The organism is Thermostichus lividus PCC 6715 (assembly GCF_002754935.1).
GTDB lineage: Bacteria > Cyanobacteriota > Cyanobacteriia > Thermosynechococcales > Thermosynechococcaceae > Thermosynechococcus > Thermosynechococcus lividus.
Window position 1 is genome coordinate 2611192 of sequence record NZ_CP018092.1, and the last position, 16611, is coordinate 2627802.

14 protein-coding genes and 3 pseudogenes are annotated in these 16611 nt (G+C 52.9%); 9 read left to right on the plus strand and 8 right to left on the minus strand.

Annotated features, from left to right (window positions below; genetic code table 11):
* Positions 1–35: 35 nt before the first annotated feature.
* Positions 36–1805: an ATP-binding protein gene (locus tag BRW62_RS12730; RefSeq protein WP_198406062.1), complete on the plus strand. Its 1770-nt coding sequence runs from the start codon at positions 36–38 to the stop codon at positions 1803–1805.
* On the opposite strand, the gene BRW62_RS12735 is transcribed toward BRW62_RS12730, so the two are convergent.
* Complete coding sequence (locus tag BRW62_RS12735; RefSeq protein ID WP_099799718.1) at positions 1802–2632, minus strand: acyl-CoA desaturase; 831 nt, start codon at positions 2630–2632, stop codon at positions 1802–1804. The genes BRW62_RS12730 and BRW62_RS12735 overlap by 4 nt on opposite strands.
* Before the next feature lie 159 nt (positions 2633–2791).
* Between BRW62_RS12735 and BRW62_RS12740 the strand changes: the two are divergent.
* Positions 2792–4032: pseudogene (locus BRW62_RS12740) on the plus strand (methionine gamma-lyase family protein).
* Here BRW62_RS12740 and BRW62_RS12745 read toward each other — a convergent pair.
* On the minus strand, positions 4017–5291 hold the full coding sequence (locus BRW62_RS12745; protein WP_227517434.1) for a glycosyltransferase: 1275 nt from the start codon (positions 5289–5291) through the stop codon (positions 4017–4019). The pseudogene BRW62_RS12740 and the gene BRW62_RS12745 overlap by 16 nt on opposite strands.
* 150 nt (positions 5292–5441) lie before the next feature.
* Between BRW62_RS12745 and BRW62_RS12750 the strand changes: the two genes are divergently transcribed.
* From BRW62_RS12750 to BRW62_RS12765, 3 genes are all read left to right on the plus strand, one after another.
* A complete protein-coding gene (locus BRW62_RS12750; RefSeq protein WP_099798547.1) occupies positions 5442–6611 on the plus strand; it encodes an RNA-guided endonuclease InsQ/TnpB family protein in 1170 nt (389 codons plus the stop codon).
* A gap of 334 nt (positions 6612–6945) precedes the next feature.
* Positions 6946–7434, plus strand: coding sequence for a DUF29 domain-containing protein (locus BRW62_RS12755; RefSeq protein WP_099799720.1), 489 nt, complete (start codon positions 6946–6948; stop codon positions 7432–7434).
* 262 nt (positions 7435–7696) lie between these two features.
* Positions 7697–8185, plus strand: a complete 489-nt coding sequence (locus tag BRW62_RS12765) for a DUF29 domain-containing protein (RefSeq protein WP_099799722.1) — start codon at positions 7697–7699, stop codon at positions 8183–8185.
* An 86-nt stretch (positions 8186–8271) separates the two neighbouring features.
* Here the strand turns inward: BRW62_RS12765 and BRW62_RS12770 are convergent, their stop codons facing one another.
* The 3 genes from BRW62_RS12770 to BRW62_RS12780 form a co-directional block, all read right to left on the minus strand.
* Positions 8272–8715 carry a hypothetical protein gene (locus BRW62_RS12770; RefSeq protein WP_099799723.1) on the minus strand — a complete coding sequence of 148 codons (444 nt, stop codon included), beginning with the start codon at positions 8713–8715 and terminating at the stop codon, positions 8272–8274.
* Positions 8716–8743: 28 nt separating this feature from the next.
* Complete coding sequence (locus BRW62_RS14275) at positions 8744–8920, minus strand: hypothetical protein (protein ID WP_227517435.1); 177 nt, start codon at positions 8918–8920, stop codon at positions 8744–8746.
* Between the two features lie 252 nt (positions 8921–9172).
* Positions 9173–10876, minus strand: coding sequence for an ABC1 kinase family protein (locus BRW62_RS12780; protein ID WP_099799724.1), 1704 nt, complete (start codon positions 10874–10876; stop codon positions 9173–9175).
* Between the two features lie 339 nt (positions 10877–11215).
* Here BRW62_RS12780 and BRW62_RS12785 point away from each other — a divergent pair, with 339 nt between their 5' ends.
* From BRW62_RS12785 to BRW62_RS12800, 4 genes and pseudogenes are all read left to right on the plus strand, one after another.
* Positions 11216–11641, plus strand: a complete 426-nt coding sequence (locus tag BRW62_RS12785; protein ID WP_099799963.1) for a ChuX/HutX family heme-like substrate-binding protein — start codon at positions 11216–11218, stop codon at positions 11639–11641.
* Positions 11638–12612, plus strand: coding sequence for a thylakoid membrane protein ThyD (thyD, locus tag BRW62_RS12790; protein WP_099799725.1), 975 nt, complete (start codon positions 11638–11640; stop codon positions 12610–12612). The genes BRW62_RS12785 and thyD overlap by 4 nt, the downstream gene beginning before the upstream one ends.
* Positions 12613–12694: 82 nt before the next feature.
* Positions 12695–14066 (plus strand): annotated as a pseudogene (gene glmM / locus BRW62_RS15405) (phosphoglucosamine mutase).
* Between the two features lie 164 nt (positions 14067–14230).
* Positions 14231–15153 (plus strand): annotated as a pseudogene (locus tag BRW62_RS12800) (4-hydroxybenzoate solanesyltransferase).
* Here BRW62_RS12800 and BRW62_RS12805 read toward each other — a convergent pair.
* Genes BRW62_RS12805 through psb32 form a run of 3 tightly spaced genes read right to left on the minus strand, consistent with a single transcriptional unit; the run spans position 15143 to position 16582 of the window.
* Entirely contained in the window at positions 15143–15877 is a 735-nt protein-coding gene (locus BRW62_RS12805) for a 2-phosphosulfolactate phosphatase family protein (protein ID WP_099799726.1), read from the minus strand. The pseudogene BRW62_RS12800 and the gene BRW62_RS12805 overlap by 11 nt on opposite strands.
* A 19-nt stretch (positions 15878–15896) precedes the next feature.
* Entirely contained in the window at positions 15897–16031 is a 135-nt protein-coding gene (locus BRW62_RS14770) for a hypothetical protein (RefSeq protein WP_257790486.1), read from the minus strand.
* On the minus strand, positions 16028–16582 hold the full coding sequence (psb32, locus tag BRW62_RS12810) for a photosystem II repair protein Psb32 (protein WP_227517439.1): 555 nt from the start codon (positions 16580–16582) through the stop codon (positions 16028–16030). The genes BRW62_RS14770 and psb32 overlap by 4 nt, the downstream gene beginning before the upstream one ends.
* Positions 16583–16611: the final 29 nt, after the last annotated feature.

Here is a 16611-nt window from a genome sequence, read left to right on the forward strand (position 1 = left end):
ACTGACCAATCGGCATCATAGCAATTTGAGAAGGTGTGGCAGTGACCATTCAAAAGCGACTGAGTTGGCGATCGCTAGGATTCGATTGGCTCCCCGTCATTCTGGGGAAGCGATCGCGCCTTAACTCTTTGTTACAACGGTTAGGGCTACACCATTGGCAGGTTGGCGCTATCTTGTCTCTGTGTGCGTCCCTTGGAATTTCTAGCGTTTCCCTATGGCTGCTCTTGCGGCAACCCAACACAGCGGGGAACTGCCAATTTGTGTTTTGGCCTTTTGCCTCAGCTGCCTTTCGGTTGTACTGTGCCCAAGCAGCAGCGGAGCAGCAACGCTTAGAGGATTTACTCTACGCCATTGACTTAATTGACAACTTGCCGCGAGATCATCCCCTTGCCCCCGAAGTTAACCGCCGCCTCGAAGTGTGGTCGGATCAGGTGTTGGCGCTAGCGAATGCTGCCTTTCATGAGGGGCAACTCAGTCGAGCCATTACCTTTGCCCGCCGTATTCCCCGCCATGTCCATGCCTATGGCAAAGTTGAGGCGCAAATAGCCCGTTGGCAAGAGATTTGGCAAGAGGGGGAAGGGATCTACCGCCGTGCCGAAACTGCCCTGAAAAACCTTGAGTGGCGCGAGGCGTTTGAGATTTCTCTACAACTCCAGTTTGTCGAGTGTCGCTATTGGTCACAGGAGCAGTTTGGTGCCTTTAACCAGCGGATTATTCGTGCTCAAAAAGAGGATCGGCAACTGGATGAGGCGCGAGCCTTGATGGCGCGAGGTGGTGCCGATAACCTTGCGGCTGCCATTACCATTGTCCGTCGCATTCCTAGCAGCAGCGATGTATATCCTGGGGCGCGGCGACTCATCAATGAACTGGGGGAACGCTTGCTCCAAGAAGCCATGGCTGCTCTTGAGCGCTACGAAGCGGCAGAGGCGCGGCGCATCGCCCGGCTCGTTCCCAATGATGTTAGCAGTGTCAGGGCAGCCCAAGATGTGGTGAAGCTAGCGATGGCCGAGGAATTAGCCCAGGCAGGGATGGGGGCAGACATCGGCAGTGCGATCGCCCAAGCGCGCACCATTAGTGCCCAGCGTCCTCTTTACTTTGATGCTCAGCGGGCAATTCGTCGATGGCAAACGGATCTGAAGGTATTGCAAACCCTAGCAGAGGCGCAGGCCATTGCCCGCAGTGGCGACATTGGCCACCTCCGCCAAGCGATTGCCATGTTGATGATGCCCCTCACGGAGGCCAGTCCCTACCGCCAAGAGCAAATCCGTACCCAGCAGCGGATTTGGCAGCGGCAAGTGGAAGTTGCTGAAGATCAGCCACTGTTGGATCGTGCGAATGCGTTTGCCCGCCTCGGAACACCTGAAGGGTTACTGCAAGCGCGGCAACTTCTAGAGCAAATTCGCCCGAATCGCGCCCTGTACGAGACGGCTCAAAACCGCATCGCTGAACTGTTTCCGGCAACACCTACAACCACTGAGGCTTGGATCCCTGATGTGGATACCCTGCGGCTCAGTCAAGCCCAAAATCGTGCCCGGGGTGGGCGACCGACGGATTTTGCTGCGGCGATCGCCATTCTCCAAGAGATTTCCCCCGAGGCCACGATTTTCCCCGAAGCTAATCAGCTACGTCTAGAGTGGGGGCACAATATTCTAGAGCAGGCACGCTACTGGGTGGGGCGCGATACCGCTGAGGCGATCGCCACCGCAGAACTCATTCCCCAAGGCCATCCCCTCTATCCTGAGGCTGCTGAACTCATTGCCACATGGCGGCAGATCATGAGCCAACAACCGCCGATGTCGCCTTAGCGAGAGGTACTCTCCACTAGCCGGATCTTTTTGGCTAACCCCACCGCTTGGAGAGCACGAATGGTGATCCAAGTAATGTCAAATTCCCACCATTGCAGACCGTGGCGAGCCGAGTGAGGATAGGTGTGGTGGTTATTGTGCCAGCCTTCGCCAAAGGTGAGCAGGGCAACCCACCAGCAGTTCGTGGAGCGATCGCCAGAGTCAAAGGTACGGTAGCCAAATTTATGGGTTGCACTATTGACAAACCATGTTAGGTGATATACCAACACCAAGCGCACAAAAACTCCCCACACCACAAAGGGTAAGCCCCCCCAAAGGTATAGCAACACCGCTAAGACCACTTGCAGCGGCACAAAGTACTGATTGAGAAAGCGATAGATAGGATCGCCGTTAATATCCTTCGTGAGGCGTTCCACCTCAGCTTTAGCGGGTATGGTCACCAGCATCCACCCCATGTGCGACCACCAAAAGCCCCGTTGAGAATTATGCTGATCCTGTTCTTGATCGGAGTGCAGGTGATGATTGCGGTGCAGCCCGACCCACTCAATCACACCACCCTCACAGGCTAAGCTGCCGCAAAACACGAAGAAATATTCTAGCCATTTCGGGCACTGGAAACTGCGGTGAGTCACTAACCGATGCCAGCCAAGGGTAATGCCTAAACCGCCGGACACCCAGTAAAGGACAGCACACAAAATCACTGCCTCAACGGAAAAAAACTTCGGCACAACGGCCAGTAACGCACCCACATGGACAACAACCATAAATAGAATCACCCCCCAATTAAGACGTGAAGGGGGTGTGGGCACAACGGAAACAGATGTCATACAAATCTCTTTTTTCAGTGATAACAAGCCCTGTTATAGAGACACCCCGTTTCCGGGGTCTATTTCAGGGATAATAGCGGATGGGCTTGCTTGAAGCCCCGATCGCCTGAAGGACAGGCGAGTGCCAGACATTCAATTCAGGAGAGTGGTATCCTCACTGTGAGAACTAGCATCCTTGCGGCAGCGGAGCAAACCCTGTCTCCTATTTTTTCCGAGATTGATAGCCGCGTCAAGCAAAATTTAGATCGGGTTTTACGCTCATTTCGCAATCAACGGGTAGGGGTACACCACTTTAGCAGCATGACTGGCTACGGCCACGGTGATCTTGGGCGCGAGACCCTCGATCGGGTGTTTGCTGAGGTGATGGGGGCAGAAGCCGCCTTGGTACGGGTGCAGTTTGTGTCCGGAACCCACGCGATCGCCACCGCTCTGTTGGGGCTGCTGCGTCCGGGGGATGAACTGGTTGCCCTCACAGGCGCTCCCTACGACACCCTCGAAGAGGTCATTGGTCTGCGGGGACACGGGCAAGGCTCCCTCAAGGACTTCGGCATCCACTATCGCGAAATTCCCTTAGACGGAAACGGGGAGCCGAACTGGGGGGCGATCGCCACCTGTGTAGAGCCACAGACGCGGATGGTGCTGATTCAACGCTCCTGTGGTTATACGTGGCGACCCAGCCTCAGCCTTGATCAGATGGCCAAGATGATTCAACTGGTCAAGGCACAAAATCCTGCTGTGATTTGCTTTGTCGATAACTGCTACGGCGAATTTGTCGAGACCCAAGAACCCACCCACGTAGGGGCGGACTTAATGGCTGGTTCCCTCATTAAAAACCCCGGCGGTACCATTGCCCCAGCGGGCGGTTATCTCGTAGGCAACGCCGCCCTCATCGAACAAGCAAGTTATCGGCTCACAGCCCCCGGCATTGGCCACGAGGGGGGAGCCACCTTTGACCAACACCGACTCCTGTTCCAAGGTCTATTTTTAGCACCGCAGATGGTGGGCGAAGCCCTCAAGTGTAGCTACCTGCTAGGGTATGTCTTTGATCAATTGGGCTATGCAGTCAATCCACCGGCGCTTGCCCCGCGCCGCGATGTCATCCAAGCAATTGCTTTGGGCAGTCCCGATAAACTAATTGCCTTTTGCCGCACGTTGCAGCGCTACTCCCCCATTGGTTCCTACCTTGACCCAGTGCCCGCGCCCATGCCCGGCTATGCCGATGAGCTAGTGATGGCGGGGGGCACCTTTATTGATGGCAGCACGGCAGAACTCTCTGCTGATGGCCCACTGCGCTCCCCTACATTGTCTTTTGCCAAGGCGGTACCCACTGGACTCATATGGCCTTAATTCTGGAGGCACTCCTTGCAGATAAAACGCTGTGGCCTCAACCGACCTGTTGAGGGGGCGCGATCGCTTCCCAATGGCTAAGAATATCCGCTTCAAACGCCTCTTGCCACGAGGGGCAAGTGCGCTGAGTTATCGCGTGAGCCGCTGTGCCCATCCGCTCGCGATAGCTAGGATCGGTGAGCAAGGGTGCAATGGCTGCCGCCCACACCTGCGGATCACGGCTGAAAACAACCATACCATCGACTCCCGATGCATCCACGTACTTGCGCCCCCCATCAAACCCTGAAATCACAACCGGTAGCCCCGCTGCTCGCGCCTCAACCACCACATTGGGACCTGTTTCCGACTCTGAAGGAAACACAAACACATCGCTGCTGGCGTAGATCGCCCCTAGTTTCTCTTGGGGTACTTTGCCCGTCAGGGTCACCCGATTTCCTAAGCACGCCTTGACCTCCCTGTCCTGTGCTCCTTCCCCCACCACTAACACGTGGAAATCATAGCCCTGCCTAGCTAACTCCATTGCCGCTGCTGCCATCAGCAAGACGTTTTTACTGGCATCTACCCGCCCCACAAACAGTAGGATGGGAACATCAGGGAGGTGATATTCTTCCCGTAGCCACTGCGGTTGACGCCAACGCGGATGAAAGCGATCGCGATCGATGCCCCGGCGAAACCAATACACCCGTTCCTTGGGTAAAAAACTCATCAGCCACTCATAATCCTGCTGCCGCGAAACAAGAATGCGATCGCTAGCACGCATAAATCCCGCGAGCTTTCGCTCGGCTCGCCGACTAAACCACTGGTCAACCTTCAGTTGCTCCAGCCATAGCCATTGCCATAGCTTGCTGCCCCAGCTACGGCCACTCATACGCAGGATAATTTCCCGGGAATAGATGCGCGTTAGTAACGGTAAATTGGTATGGATTGAACTCAGTAGGGGGCGGCGCTGCTGCTGGCAAAAACGGCGTACCGTTTGCGCAAAGCTAAAGGTATCGGTGAGGTGAAAGACATCGTGCTCAGCTAGATGCCGCCATAGCTCCCAATGAAACGGTGCGACATCTGTCAGTCCTGCCCCTTGGCGCAAGATTTCAAGGCGCTGCGTGCTGAATTGGGGTCGCAGCAAGCGGTAACGTACATTGGCAGCTAGGTCAATGGTTTGTGCCGTTGCCCCCAAAAAGTAAATCGTCAGATCAACACGTTCTGGATACTGGGTGGCGGCTTCAGCAAAGCGTTCCCAGCATTTGACGTGCCCCCCAGCATTGGGCTGCCATTCCAAGCAGATAAAAACAGCAACCGATAGCGGCGGTTTCAAGCCCCTCTCCTGAAAGATTGCACCTTAGTAAAACCAACAAGAACCCTTCACATCGGGTAGGGCTGGAAGCCCCGTACTTCAGTGCGGGGAGGAAAGCCTCTTTAGCAACTTCAGTTGCCATATTACCATTTAGGCGCATAAAATGAACTCATGCCACAGCAAATACTGACCATTGTCTGTCAACTAAATCCCACTGCAGAGCAAATTGTCAAGCTAGACCAAGTTCTGCAGGGCTTCGCTGAGGCTTGCAGATACATCAACAGTACCATTTGCCCCAGCATTACTAACAAGAACCGTATTCAGAAAGAAGTTTACAGAGCAGTACGACAGCAATTCGGCTTAACCGCTAACTTGGCTGTCAGGGCTTGTGCCAGAGTTGCCGCTAACCGCAAGGTGGGAAAGGTTAAGGGATTCAGGGCTACTTCTGTGGATTATGATGCTCGCCTGTTTGACTACAGAGCGAAAGAACAATGCGTTAGCCTCTCCACCCTAAACGGACGGGAACGCATTCCCTTAGTGGTGGGTAACTACCAGATAGAAAAACTCAAGGGCAAGAAGCCTACTTCTGCCACTCTCTGCAAACGCAAAGATGGTAAGTTTTATATCCACATCCAAGTAAAGGAAGAAGTGCCAGAACCTCAGACTGGACATGGGGTTTTGGGCGTTGACTTCGGTAGGACAGACATTGCACATACATCGGAAGGAGACAACTGGCATGGACAGCAGTTAACTAAGGTACGAGACCACTACTCCAAACTGAGGGCGGTACTCCAGCAGAAAGCCAGTAAAGGCACACGCAGTTCTAGGCGTAGATGTCGGGAACTGGTGAAACGGCTATCTGGCAGGGAGAGACGCTTTCAGGCATGGGTAAACCACTGCATTTCTAAGACCATTGTGGCAAGGGCAAAAGCAACGGGCAGTGTTATTGCTTTGGAAGACCTGACAGGGATACGGGAGCGCACTAATCAAGTACCTCGTTCTAAAACAGAGCGTAGGCGTGCCAACAGTTGGGCGTTTTACCAACTGCGTAGCTTCATTAGCTACAAGGCACTCAAAGCAGGTGTGGGAATAGTGCTAGTTAATCCTCGCTACAGTAGTCAAACTTGCCACAGATGCCTGCATATTTACCCCGACCCAAAGCAGTCCTATCGCACTGGGAAGCAGTTTAAGTGCGGGCATTGTGGCTGGACAGGAGACGCAGATTTCAATGGTGCTAGCGTAATTGCGCTTTTGGGGGCTGTTGTAAACCAGCCTAGAGGTTCGGGCTTGTCTTGTTCTCTTGCAGAACATAACAGGCTCAGGGCTACTGAAAGCCCCTGACTTCAGTCAGGGGAAGTTTACTGGCAATCTATGATGGAAGTATCTATAGATTGAAGCGCGAGATAAGTTGTAGCGATAGCCCATGGTACCATTCTTTTTCGCTGAAGCTTGAGCCATTCTGTTGCCAGCACCAAAGCGATATTGCCGTTTGTAGTGGCCGCATTTAGTGAGCCTCTAGCCGTAACAGAGCAGTTGGAGTGAGGGCTGATGCGATCGTTGACGGTCAAGGTGAATCTGATTGGTATTGAGCCGCTGTCTGATAGGGGCACGGGTTTTACGCTGCGTGTAGTGATTTTTCTCAATACAATACAGATCTGAATGGAGGCACTCAGGTATGGAACCTCAAGTTAAGGCTAAACCCACGTCACTATACGATGAAGATTACCAACGTTGGTTAGATCAAACGGTTGCTCAATTGAAAGCGCGCAACTTTAGTGATCTTGACTTGGAAAATTTAATTGAGGAGATTGAGAGCTTGGGCAGAAGTGAGAAACATGCAATTTCAAGCTATCTCATGTGCTTATGTGAGCATCTCCTCAAAATTAAGTATTGGGAATCTGAACGAGAGATGTGCTTGCGAGGTTGGAAACGTGAGGTCATCAACTTCAGATTGCAAATTCAGGAGGAGTTGGAAGTCAGTCCTAGCTTGAAGTCGTTTTTACAGGATGTTTTCCGTAAACAATATAAAAATGGTAGAAAGCTTTTTCTCAATGCAAGTGAGTTGAATGCCTACTTGATTCCTGAAGAGCCGGTATTTTCATTGGAGCAAGCCCTAGATGAAGACTGGCTCCCTTGGCCGCCAGAATCGTCTTCTCGTTCGTAGCGATCTCAACAACAAATAAAGGTTTTACTACAACCTTTTGCCTTAATCATGTCTCAACTCACATGCCCAACTGTCCAATGCGCGCGGGGCAAGGATGGTGTCCACGAGATGGATATTGTGGGGTCTGCGATGCCGATCCAAGAGTGTCAGGGCAAGGTAGATTTGATTTATATCGACCCGCTGTTTGATGTAGGTGCAGATTTTTCGAGGCGTGTGATATTGGCAATCAATACAATGAAGCAACTGATGGAGGTGAGGCACTATGGAACCTCAAGTTAAAACTAAACTCACGTCACTATACGATGAAGATTATCAACGTTGGTTGGATGAAACGGTTGCTCAATTGAAAGCACAGGATTTTAGCAGTCTTGATCTGGAAAATTTAATTGAGGAGATTGAGAGCTTGGGGAGAAGTGATAAACGAGCCATTTCCAGCTACCTGATGCGATTATGTGAGCATTTTCTAAAGCTCCGGTATTGGAAATCCGAGCGAGAGATGTGTTTTAGAGGGTGGGATCTAGAGATTACTAATTTTCGTTTGCAGATTCAAGCCATTCTCGAAGATAGTCCCAGCCTCAAAAATTACCTCAATGACCAGTTTTTATCTGCCTATGGCAATGCTAGAAAGCTTTTTCTGAAAGCAAGCCAACTGGAGTCCCAAGAAGTTCCTGATGAGCCAGAATTTTCGTTGGAGCAAGCCCTAGATGAAGACTGGCTCCCTTGGTCACCAGAATCGTCTTCTCATTCGTAGCGATCTCAACAACGAAATTACAGGGTCTGCGTTGATGTTGAACTGAAGTAGTGGCCTCAAAGCAAGTTGCTAGGTCTCTAATTCCATCAGGCTATGTTAGGGGGAAGGCTCAACGTGCTGCGAACTTGAGCTAGCAGTGACTCACGACTGACTTCCCAACCCTGCTCGCCATTGGGAGGCTCTAACACAATCAGGCTATCTACGGGGTCGGCAGCTAAGAGTTGGAACAGCAGTGGAATAATGGGCATTTCGACAACAACGAGTTGGCGATCGCCCTCACTATGGGCATTTGCCATCTCAGCACTACCGTAGGCGTGAATGACCACCTTTTGGTGGTAGGGGGGATGGCGCTCTTCAAGGGTAATAATCTGCCACTGGCCATCCTCGGTTTGCAGCACATAGTACATGGTCTGCTGGTAGCGTTGGGCTTCCTCTAGGAGGATAGGGGCGATCGCCTGTACCGCCGCAATTGTTGCCGGGTCGTCTGGGGCGTTGGCAATTAATTGGTTAACTTGGGTGGCTAAATCCACACCGCCTCCTTGGATCGAGTGGCACGACCTACTTTTTCGCGTCAAGGGCATCAAGGTCAAGGGCTTGGGAGCCACCCGTACCCAAAATGGTCAGCAGCTTGCCCAGTTGGTACCACACTAAAATGGCCGTGGCAACCGTCAGCCCAAGGGCGATCGCTATGCTCAGCCGTGCAGGAAAGCCATAGGTCCATAGCCCTGCGCTCAAAAATAACCAAATTCCTAAACAAATACCTAAGTAAGGTACCTGTAGCTGGAACCGCGAAGCTGACTGAGAATACGCGTTGAGCGACTACGGTTCCACTCCTGCACACTTTGTTTCAGGGTGGCCTCAAAAGCCTTGCCACTGGCCAACCCTATAAAAATTCCGGCAAGCAGCACTACAATGGGTGGATCAAACACAACAATAACCTGTCCTTACTGCATTAGCGAGCAACCGACAACCGCCCGAGCCCACGCTCTAGCGGGCAACCACTAAGGACTCCTCTTCTTTAGGAAGCGCTTGGGACACTGAAGCTTTGAGGGCTTCCCACGCCACATCAATGAAAAAGAGTGGCCGCAGGTCAGATTTCACCAAGTTCCAGAGCCGTTGCACCTCTTCGGTGTGGAGTCGGTCATCTTCGGTTAACGCTAGCACAATTTGGCGCCGTAAATACTGCCCCTCGTCTGAAAAGAGATACTGTAGGCCAAGGGTGGCTGTAGGTGCAAGGTTAAAATGACCATCTTGACGGGCGATCGTAATCAAGTTTTCAAGCCGCTGCCATTGCAGACGACCGTCTTTGAACAGTACATCCAATAATCGCCGCCGCAGTTGGGGCGATTCACCTTGCAGCAAGCGTCGCGCCACATAGGGATAGCTAACATCCACAATCCGAAACTCAGGGTTTAAGCAAAGGGCAATCCCTTCTTGGGTGACGAGGGAGCGAATAATCAAGGCAAACTTGGCTGGCACCCGAAATGGATAAGCATACATCAACTCTGAAAAGCGATCGGTAATAACCTTAAAGTTAAATTCTTGGACACTCGAGCCAATCACTTCCTCAAACACCGACTCAAGGGCAGGGATGATGGGCGTAATGTCGGTATCTGGGGTCAGGAAGCCTAGCTTGACAAAGTCTGCCGCTAATTGTGGGTAGTCCTTATTAACAAGGTGAACCACCGCATCTACCAAGGATTCTTTGGTGGTGTCTTCTAACTGATCCATCATGCCAAAGTCAATGTAGGCCATACGGCCATCCGCCATGGCAAACAGGTTGCCGGGGTGGGGATCCGCGTGGAAGAAGCCAAATTCCAGTAATTGGCGCAGACCAGAAATCACACCGACACGAATGAGATTGTCTGGATCAACCCCCGCCGCCACCATACAATCGGTACGGGTGAGCTTAATTCCGTGGATCCACTCCAGCGTTAGGACGTGCTGGCTGGTGAACTCCCAATAAATTTGCGGCACTTTTACCGTTGGGTCATCCCGGAAGTTGGCGGCAAATTTTTCAGCATTGCGCCCCTCATTTAAGTAGTCGATTTCCTCAAAGAGCTTCCGGCCAAACTCATCGACAATATCGCGCAGATCATGGCAAAGGTTAATGGGCAGCAAGGGCTTCACCCACTGCACTAACAGCCGAATTAAAAACAAGTCGCGGGTAATTACCGGCAACAAGTTGGGTCGCTGTACCTTCACTGCCACCTCTTCGCCGGTGTGCAGTTTGGCACGATACACCTGACCAAGGCTGGCAGCCGCCACTGGCTGGGGTGAAAATTCTGCAAAGATATCCCCTAAGTTCAATCGCAAATCTCGTTCAATAATGGCGATCGCAATTTCGGTGGGGAAAGGAGGCAGCTTATCTTGCAGTAAGGTGAGCTGCTCAAGATAATCGGGACACACCAGATCGGGACGGGTGGACAGGGCTTGGCCTATTTTAATAAATGTTGGCCCCAAACGAATTAAGAGCTTGCGTAGCTGCATGGCTCGCAGTGGGATGTTAACCTCCTGTTGGCCGATCAATTTATCCCATTGCAACAGCAGCCAAAATGTAAAGAAGGATACAAAAATATTACAGAACCGCCCTATCACCTGCCATGGTCGAAACAGGAAGTAGCGGGCAATAGCCTCGGGATCGTAGCGACGATGACCAGCAGATGGAGCAGCGGGAACGAGGGGAGTCACAGTTTTTTCTCACCTTTTACCTGAACCCACGTTACTACAAGCATGTTGTCCTGCCATGAGTGCTTTTACGGATACGAAAAGGTACCAACGTAAGCAACCATCGCATTTATGAGGATTTTATTGATCCCCACTGAGTAAGCGCATGATTCTTTAGGGTTTGCTTAAATATACTATAAGTATAGTATAGAAAACTACACATTATCCTTGCTAATTTCAGGAATTCTTAACAAAACTTTAATATTGGTGTGCTTGTGAGGCTCCTGTTAACGCAGCAGCTAGTCGAATATCCGCAGTGTCAGAGAGTATGTCAAAGTGAAAGTGTTGGTTTATGAGCAGGTAATGTCCACAGATTTGCAGCATCCCCAACACTCCTTTCAGCAATTTCTCAAAGACTGTAGCCGTTTAGGACTGCTACGCCTTGTTGTTACGAACGATACAGCAGTTCTTGAGGTGCGATCGCCCCTTGAAAAGGTGTTCTACGCTGAGCTACCCAAAGGTCGGTATGCCAATATGCACAGCGATGACTTTGAGTTTCATCTCAATATGGATCAGGTTGCCACCATTCGCTTTGAGGAAGGCCAAGCTAAGCGGGGGAACTTTACCACCTACGCGATTCGCTTTCTTGATGGCAATGACAAATCGGTGCTGAGTGCCTTTTTGCAGTGGGGCAACCCCGGGGAATACGCCAACGGCCAAGTGGAGGCTTGGTACGCCCTGCAAGAGCAGTACGGTCGCCAATGGCATCCCATTGTGGAGGCTGTATGAGAGTTGTTGTCACCGGTGCAACGGGCTTTGTTGGGCGGCAGGTAGTACGGGCACTTGTGGAGCGCGGCGATCAGGTGGTGGCCTTAGTCCGCAGGGTATCCAAGACGTTTGCCACTACCCCGCAGGTTACCGTGGTGCCCTACACCCCTAAAGCCCAGGGAGACTGGTATCAGGTGCTTGAGGGTGCGGATGCAGTGATTCATCTGGCGGGGGAACCCCTAGCCAATGGCCGCTGGACTCCCAGCCGCAAGCAAGAAATTTACGATAGTCGTGTTATTGGTACCCAGCAACTGGTGCAGGCGATCGCCGCAGCTCAGGCGCGTCCTAAAGTCCTGGTTTCCACCTCGGCGGTTGGCTACTATGGCACGAGTGAAACGGAAACCTTTATTGAAACAAACACTGCTGGCACAGATTTCCTCGCCCATGTTTGCCAAGACTGGGAAGCCGCTGCCCGCGCCGTCATTCCCCTTGGCGTACGGCTGGTAATTCTGCGGTTTGGGATTGTCCTAGGAGATCAAGGGGCACTGGCCAAACTTCTCCCGATGTTTAAGCTCTATCTGGGAGGGCCTTTAGGCTCAGGGCAACAGTGGTTTTCATGGATTCATCAGCAGGATTTAGTCCGGCTTATTCTGACCGCCCTCGATCAAGACACCCTGCAGGGAGTGTACAATGCCACTGCTCCGGAACCGCTGACCATGGCGGAATTCTGCCGCATCTTAGGAGAGGTACTGCAGCGTCCCTCTTGGTTGCCCGTGCCTGCCATTGCTCTGCAACTGTTACTGGGGGAAGCCGCAGAAGTTGTGCTGAAGGGGCAGCGAGTGTTGCCGGAGCGCACCTTAGCCAGTGGATTTGAGTTTGAGTACCCGAGTGCAAAAGCAGCCCTGACAGACCTTCTCAACAATACCGCTGTTCGTTCCTGTGGTGGCACGTTAGTGGATGGGGAGCAGCGGAGGTGGTATAGTCCAGATTAATTAACAAATGTTAAGGCTGCTATCGTGAATAGCCATAGCAGTGTGATAGAAAATGTGACTATCTGTGTGGCGTGAGGACTCCATGATGAGTGTGCAGCAACCGATTCGTTTTGGCACCGACGGTATTCGTGGGCGTGTAGGCCAATTACTCACCCCCAATCTGGCATTGCATTTAGGCTATTGGGTCGGTCAAGTGCTGCGCGAGGGAACAGATTTCCCCCATCCTGCCTTTGTTATTGGTCAAGATTCCCGCAATTCTAGTGATATGCTCGCCACTGCCCTAGCAGCAGGCTTGACCGCAGCCGGCGTTGATGTTTGGAATGTGGGGTTGTGCCCAACCCCCTGCATTGCTTACCTGACGGCCCATACCGAGGCCATCGGCGGAGCAATGATCTCGGCGAGCCATAACCCCCCCGCCGATAATGGCATTAAAATTTTTGGCAGCGATGGTAGCAAATTAGCACCAGCTCTGCAACAGCAGATTGAAGCTCGCCTCAATGAAGGATCGGTACTGTCACCAACGCACCAGTGGGGTCGCCTGCGCCATCGCCCGAGCTGTTGCAGCGATATCGCCATGCCCTCCAAGCTCCCCTAGAGGAGCGTCAACCCTTGCGGGGGTTACGGGTGGTGCTGGACTTGGCATGGGGGGCTGCTGTATCGATCGCGCCGACGGTGTTCCATGCCCTAGGGGCTGAAGTGATTCCGCTACACGATCAACCCGATGGCGATCGCATCAATGTGGCGTGTGGCTCAACTCATCTAGAGCCATTGCGCCAAGCAGTGAGTGAAACGAAGGCTGCGATGGGCTTTGCCTTTGATGGGGATGCCGATCGCGTCCTTGCGGTGGACAATGAAGGCCGCACGGTCGATGGTGATCATATCCTTTACTTTTGGGGACAGACCCTACAGGCACAGGCGCAGTTGCCCAAGGATTTAATTGTGGCGACGGTGATGTCTAACCTTGGGTTTGAGCGGGCGTGGCAGGCACGAGGCGGCCAACTGGTACGGGCCGCTGTTGGGGATCAGTACGTCCATGCCGAAATGGTGCGCCATGGCGCAATGCTGGGGGGTGAACAATCGGGACATATTTTGTGTCGGCACTATGGCGTGGGGGGGACGGCCTCCTAACCGCCATTCACCTCGCTACATTAGTACAGGATGCAGGCTGCCCCTTAGCCCAACTGCGGAATAACAGTTTTACGGCGTATCCACAGATTTTGCGTAATGTTCGGGTGGAGGATCGGCACCGCCGCCTCCAGTGGCACGAGTGTGAGCCACTGCAACAGATGATTGCTAAAGCACAGCAGGATATGGGCGATCGCGGTCGCGTCTTGGTGCGCGCGTCCGGTACTGAGCCTGTGATTCGGGTAATGGTTGAGGCCGAACAGCAGCCTGTTGCCGACTACTGGACTGAAACCCTTGTTAAAACTGTAGCCCACTATTTGGCAGCATGACATCTATGACATCACAGTGGCGGCTTCTCTACCCCCGACCCCCCTCAGCTAAGAGCTAGCGTACTCTCAGACCAAGCCTTCAGCAACTGCGGATCTGCTACCTCAGTGCCGACTGCGAGAGGATCGCAATGGGCTGTACCATAGGTAGCTAAGGGCAATTGAAGATGACTGAAACCGCTGTGGTGAACTCCCAACTGCCAACAACATCTGGTTCCACGTGGCGGGCGATCGCCCAGTTGCTTCGCTGGCACAAACCCGCAGGCCGCCTTATTTTATTAATTCCAGCCCTGTGGTCGCTGGTGCTGGCCAGTAACGGGCTGCCCTCTGTCACGCTCCTCGGCATTATTATTGTCGGCACAATCACCACCAGTGCCGCAGGCTGTATCATTAATGACATTTGGGATCGCAATATTGATCCCCACGTCCAACGCACCCAGCACCGTCCTTTAGCCAGTCGGCGACTCTCGCTGAGTCTAGCGCTTGGCCTCATGGTGATTGCGTTTGGGTGTGCTTGGGGCTTAACCTTTTATCTCACACCTTTGGGCTATGGGCTGGCGATCGCTGCGGTGCCAGTCATTATCCTTTACCCTTTAGCAAAACGGGTGTTTCCTATTCCCCAACTTGTGCTTGCCTTAGCATGGGGGTTTGCGGTTTTAATTCCATGGGCAGCGGTTCAAGGTCGCTTAACGCTGACAACGGCGTGGCTATGGGGGCAGTGGTGGTGTGGACGCTGGCCTTTGATACGGTCTATGCCATGCCCGATCGCCCCGACGATCGTCGCTTGGGGGTGCATTCCAGCGCCCTGTTTTTTGGTGCCTATGCCCCGTTGGCGATCGCGCTCCTCTATGGCTGCACCATCCTACTGCTTGTAGGCGTAGGGTACAGCGCTAATTTGAGCTGGCGATTCTGGCTGGCCTTAGGGGTTACCAGTTACTTTTGGCTGCGGCAGTCTCTACAAATTTACAGCCACGAGCGCCGCGACATCCAAACCACAACATTACCGATCCAGACCTATGGTCGCTACTTTAATGAAAATGTCTGGCTAGGGTTTCTGCTGTGGGTGGGAATGTGGTGCCCTAGGCCTTAGTCAATACTTTGGCAGCAATCTGCCACGGCACAATCTCAAGAATATCGGTCTGAGCACAGTACTTAAGATCCGCCTCATTGCCAAGATTGAGGAGGCGCTGGCCATGGCTAGAGTGGTGAAACAGAGTCAGTAGATCCTCTTGATAGTAGCGGTAGAGTGCTGTGGCCGCTATCGTCTCATCATTTCCGGCCAAGGTTTCAAGGGAGACATCCTGTTGCCCCCACAGGCAGTGGACCAGTGCACCAGCGCAGACCGTATCCTCTAGCGAATAGCTCCCCTGCCAACCCGACCCCACGACCCAAATCGTTTCGGGCTGATGTTTATGGACAAATTCAGCCACCGCAGCACGGTTCACTAAGGCCGCCGCCAGCACCAGAGGACTGGCTTGAATTCGCTCTAGAGAACGGGTACCATTCGTTGTACTCATAAACAGCCGCCGCCCCTGCACCCGCTCGGGCACGCACTCGCTCGGCGAGTTGCCCATATCAAAGCCAGCAACTTTCTTGCCACCGCGCTCTCCGACCCGCACCCGTTTTGCCGCCGGCCACTGCTGGCTGGTGCGCTCTAGCTCTTCAAGATCACTAAAGACCTGTACCGCCTCGGCTCCGGCAGCAAGGGCAGCCGCAATGGTGGTAGTGGCACGTAATACATCAACTGCGATCGCGCAGTCGGGCTGCCAATCGGCGGGAACACGCTCCGGCGTGTGGTAGGTATAGATTTTCATAAATAATAAAGGCGGTTGGCTACGATGATCCTTGATAGATAAAGTATGTCACCATTGGAATCACTGTAGCGGCAATTAAGAGCATCACGACAATAATTGTGGCAGAGCGGTCATCGGTTTCGCTTTTACTTTTATAGGTCTTTTCCGTAATCACTTCACGAATGACGGGGGGCCTGGGTCGGGTTCTCCTTGGAGCACCTTACTGAGGCGATCGCCCGCATCTAAGACTGATTGATTGTAGTTGCCATCGCGCAGCGGTACCCGCATGGTTTCTTGGACGATGCTGTCGGCAGTTTCTGGGCTGAGGGTTTGGGCAACGGCATCGCCGTAACGAATAGCCGTACCATTGGTCACCGTATCAAGGGCAACAATCACTTGGTTGGCTTGGGCAGCCGCATCGGGAAACCATTCGGTAAACAACGTATCCACAAAGGTTTGCGGTGTTTCCCCATAGTCCAGTCGATGCACCGTGACAAAGTGAACATTAAAGCCAGTCTTCTTGGCAACCTCTTGCAGAAGCCGACCGAGGCTGCTTTGGGTAATGGGGCTGAGCACATTCCCTTCGTCAATCACTCCGCTGTCGCCAGCGGGGAAAGGAATCTCTGCGGCACTGGTGGCCCACACCGGCATCGCCATGAGGGCGATCGCAATCACACCCAGCCCCACACAGCCAACAAAGCGTTTCCAAACCACTTGCCAATTCATTCTTAGCTCATCCTAAGAGTCTCAATGCA

Bases quoted from the DNA above. Each gene is read 5' to 3' on its own strand.
- BRW62_RS12735 (WP_099799718.1), bottom strand. From the start codon at position 2,632: ATGACATCTGTTTCCGTTGTGCCCACACCCCCTTCACGTCTTAATTGG.
- BRW62_RS12785 (WP_099799963.1), top strand. From the start codon at position 11,216: ATGTCCACAGATTTGCAGCATCCCCAACACTCCTTTCAGCAATTTCTC.
- thyD (WP_099799725.1), top strand. From the start codon at position 11,638: ATGAGAGTTGTTGTCACCGGTGCAACGGGCTTTGTTGGGCGGCAGGTA.
- BRW62_RS12750 (WP_099798547.1), top strand. From the start codon at position 5,442: ATGCCACAGCAAATACTGACCATTGTCTGTCAACTAAATCCCACTGCA.
- psb32 (WP_227517439.1), bottom strand. From the start codon at position 16,582: ATGAATTGGCAAGTGGTTTGGAAACGCTTTGTTGGCTGTGTGGGGCTG.
- BRW62_RS12755 (WP_099799720.1), top strand. From the start codon at position 6,946: ATGGAACCTCAAGTTAAGGCTAAACCCACGTCACTATACGATGAAGAT.
- BRW62_RS12765 (WP_099799722.1), top strand. From the start codon at position 7,697: ATGGAACCTCAAGTTAAAACTAAACTCACGTCACTATACGATGAAGAT.
- BRW62_RS12805 (WP_099799726.1), bottom strand. From the start codon at position 15,877: ATGAAAATCTATACCTACCACACGCCGGAGCGTGTTCCCGCCGATTGG.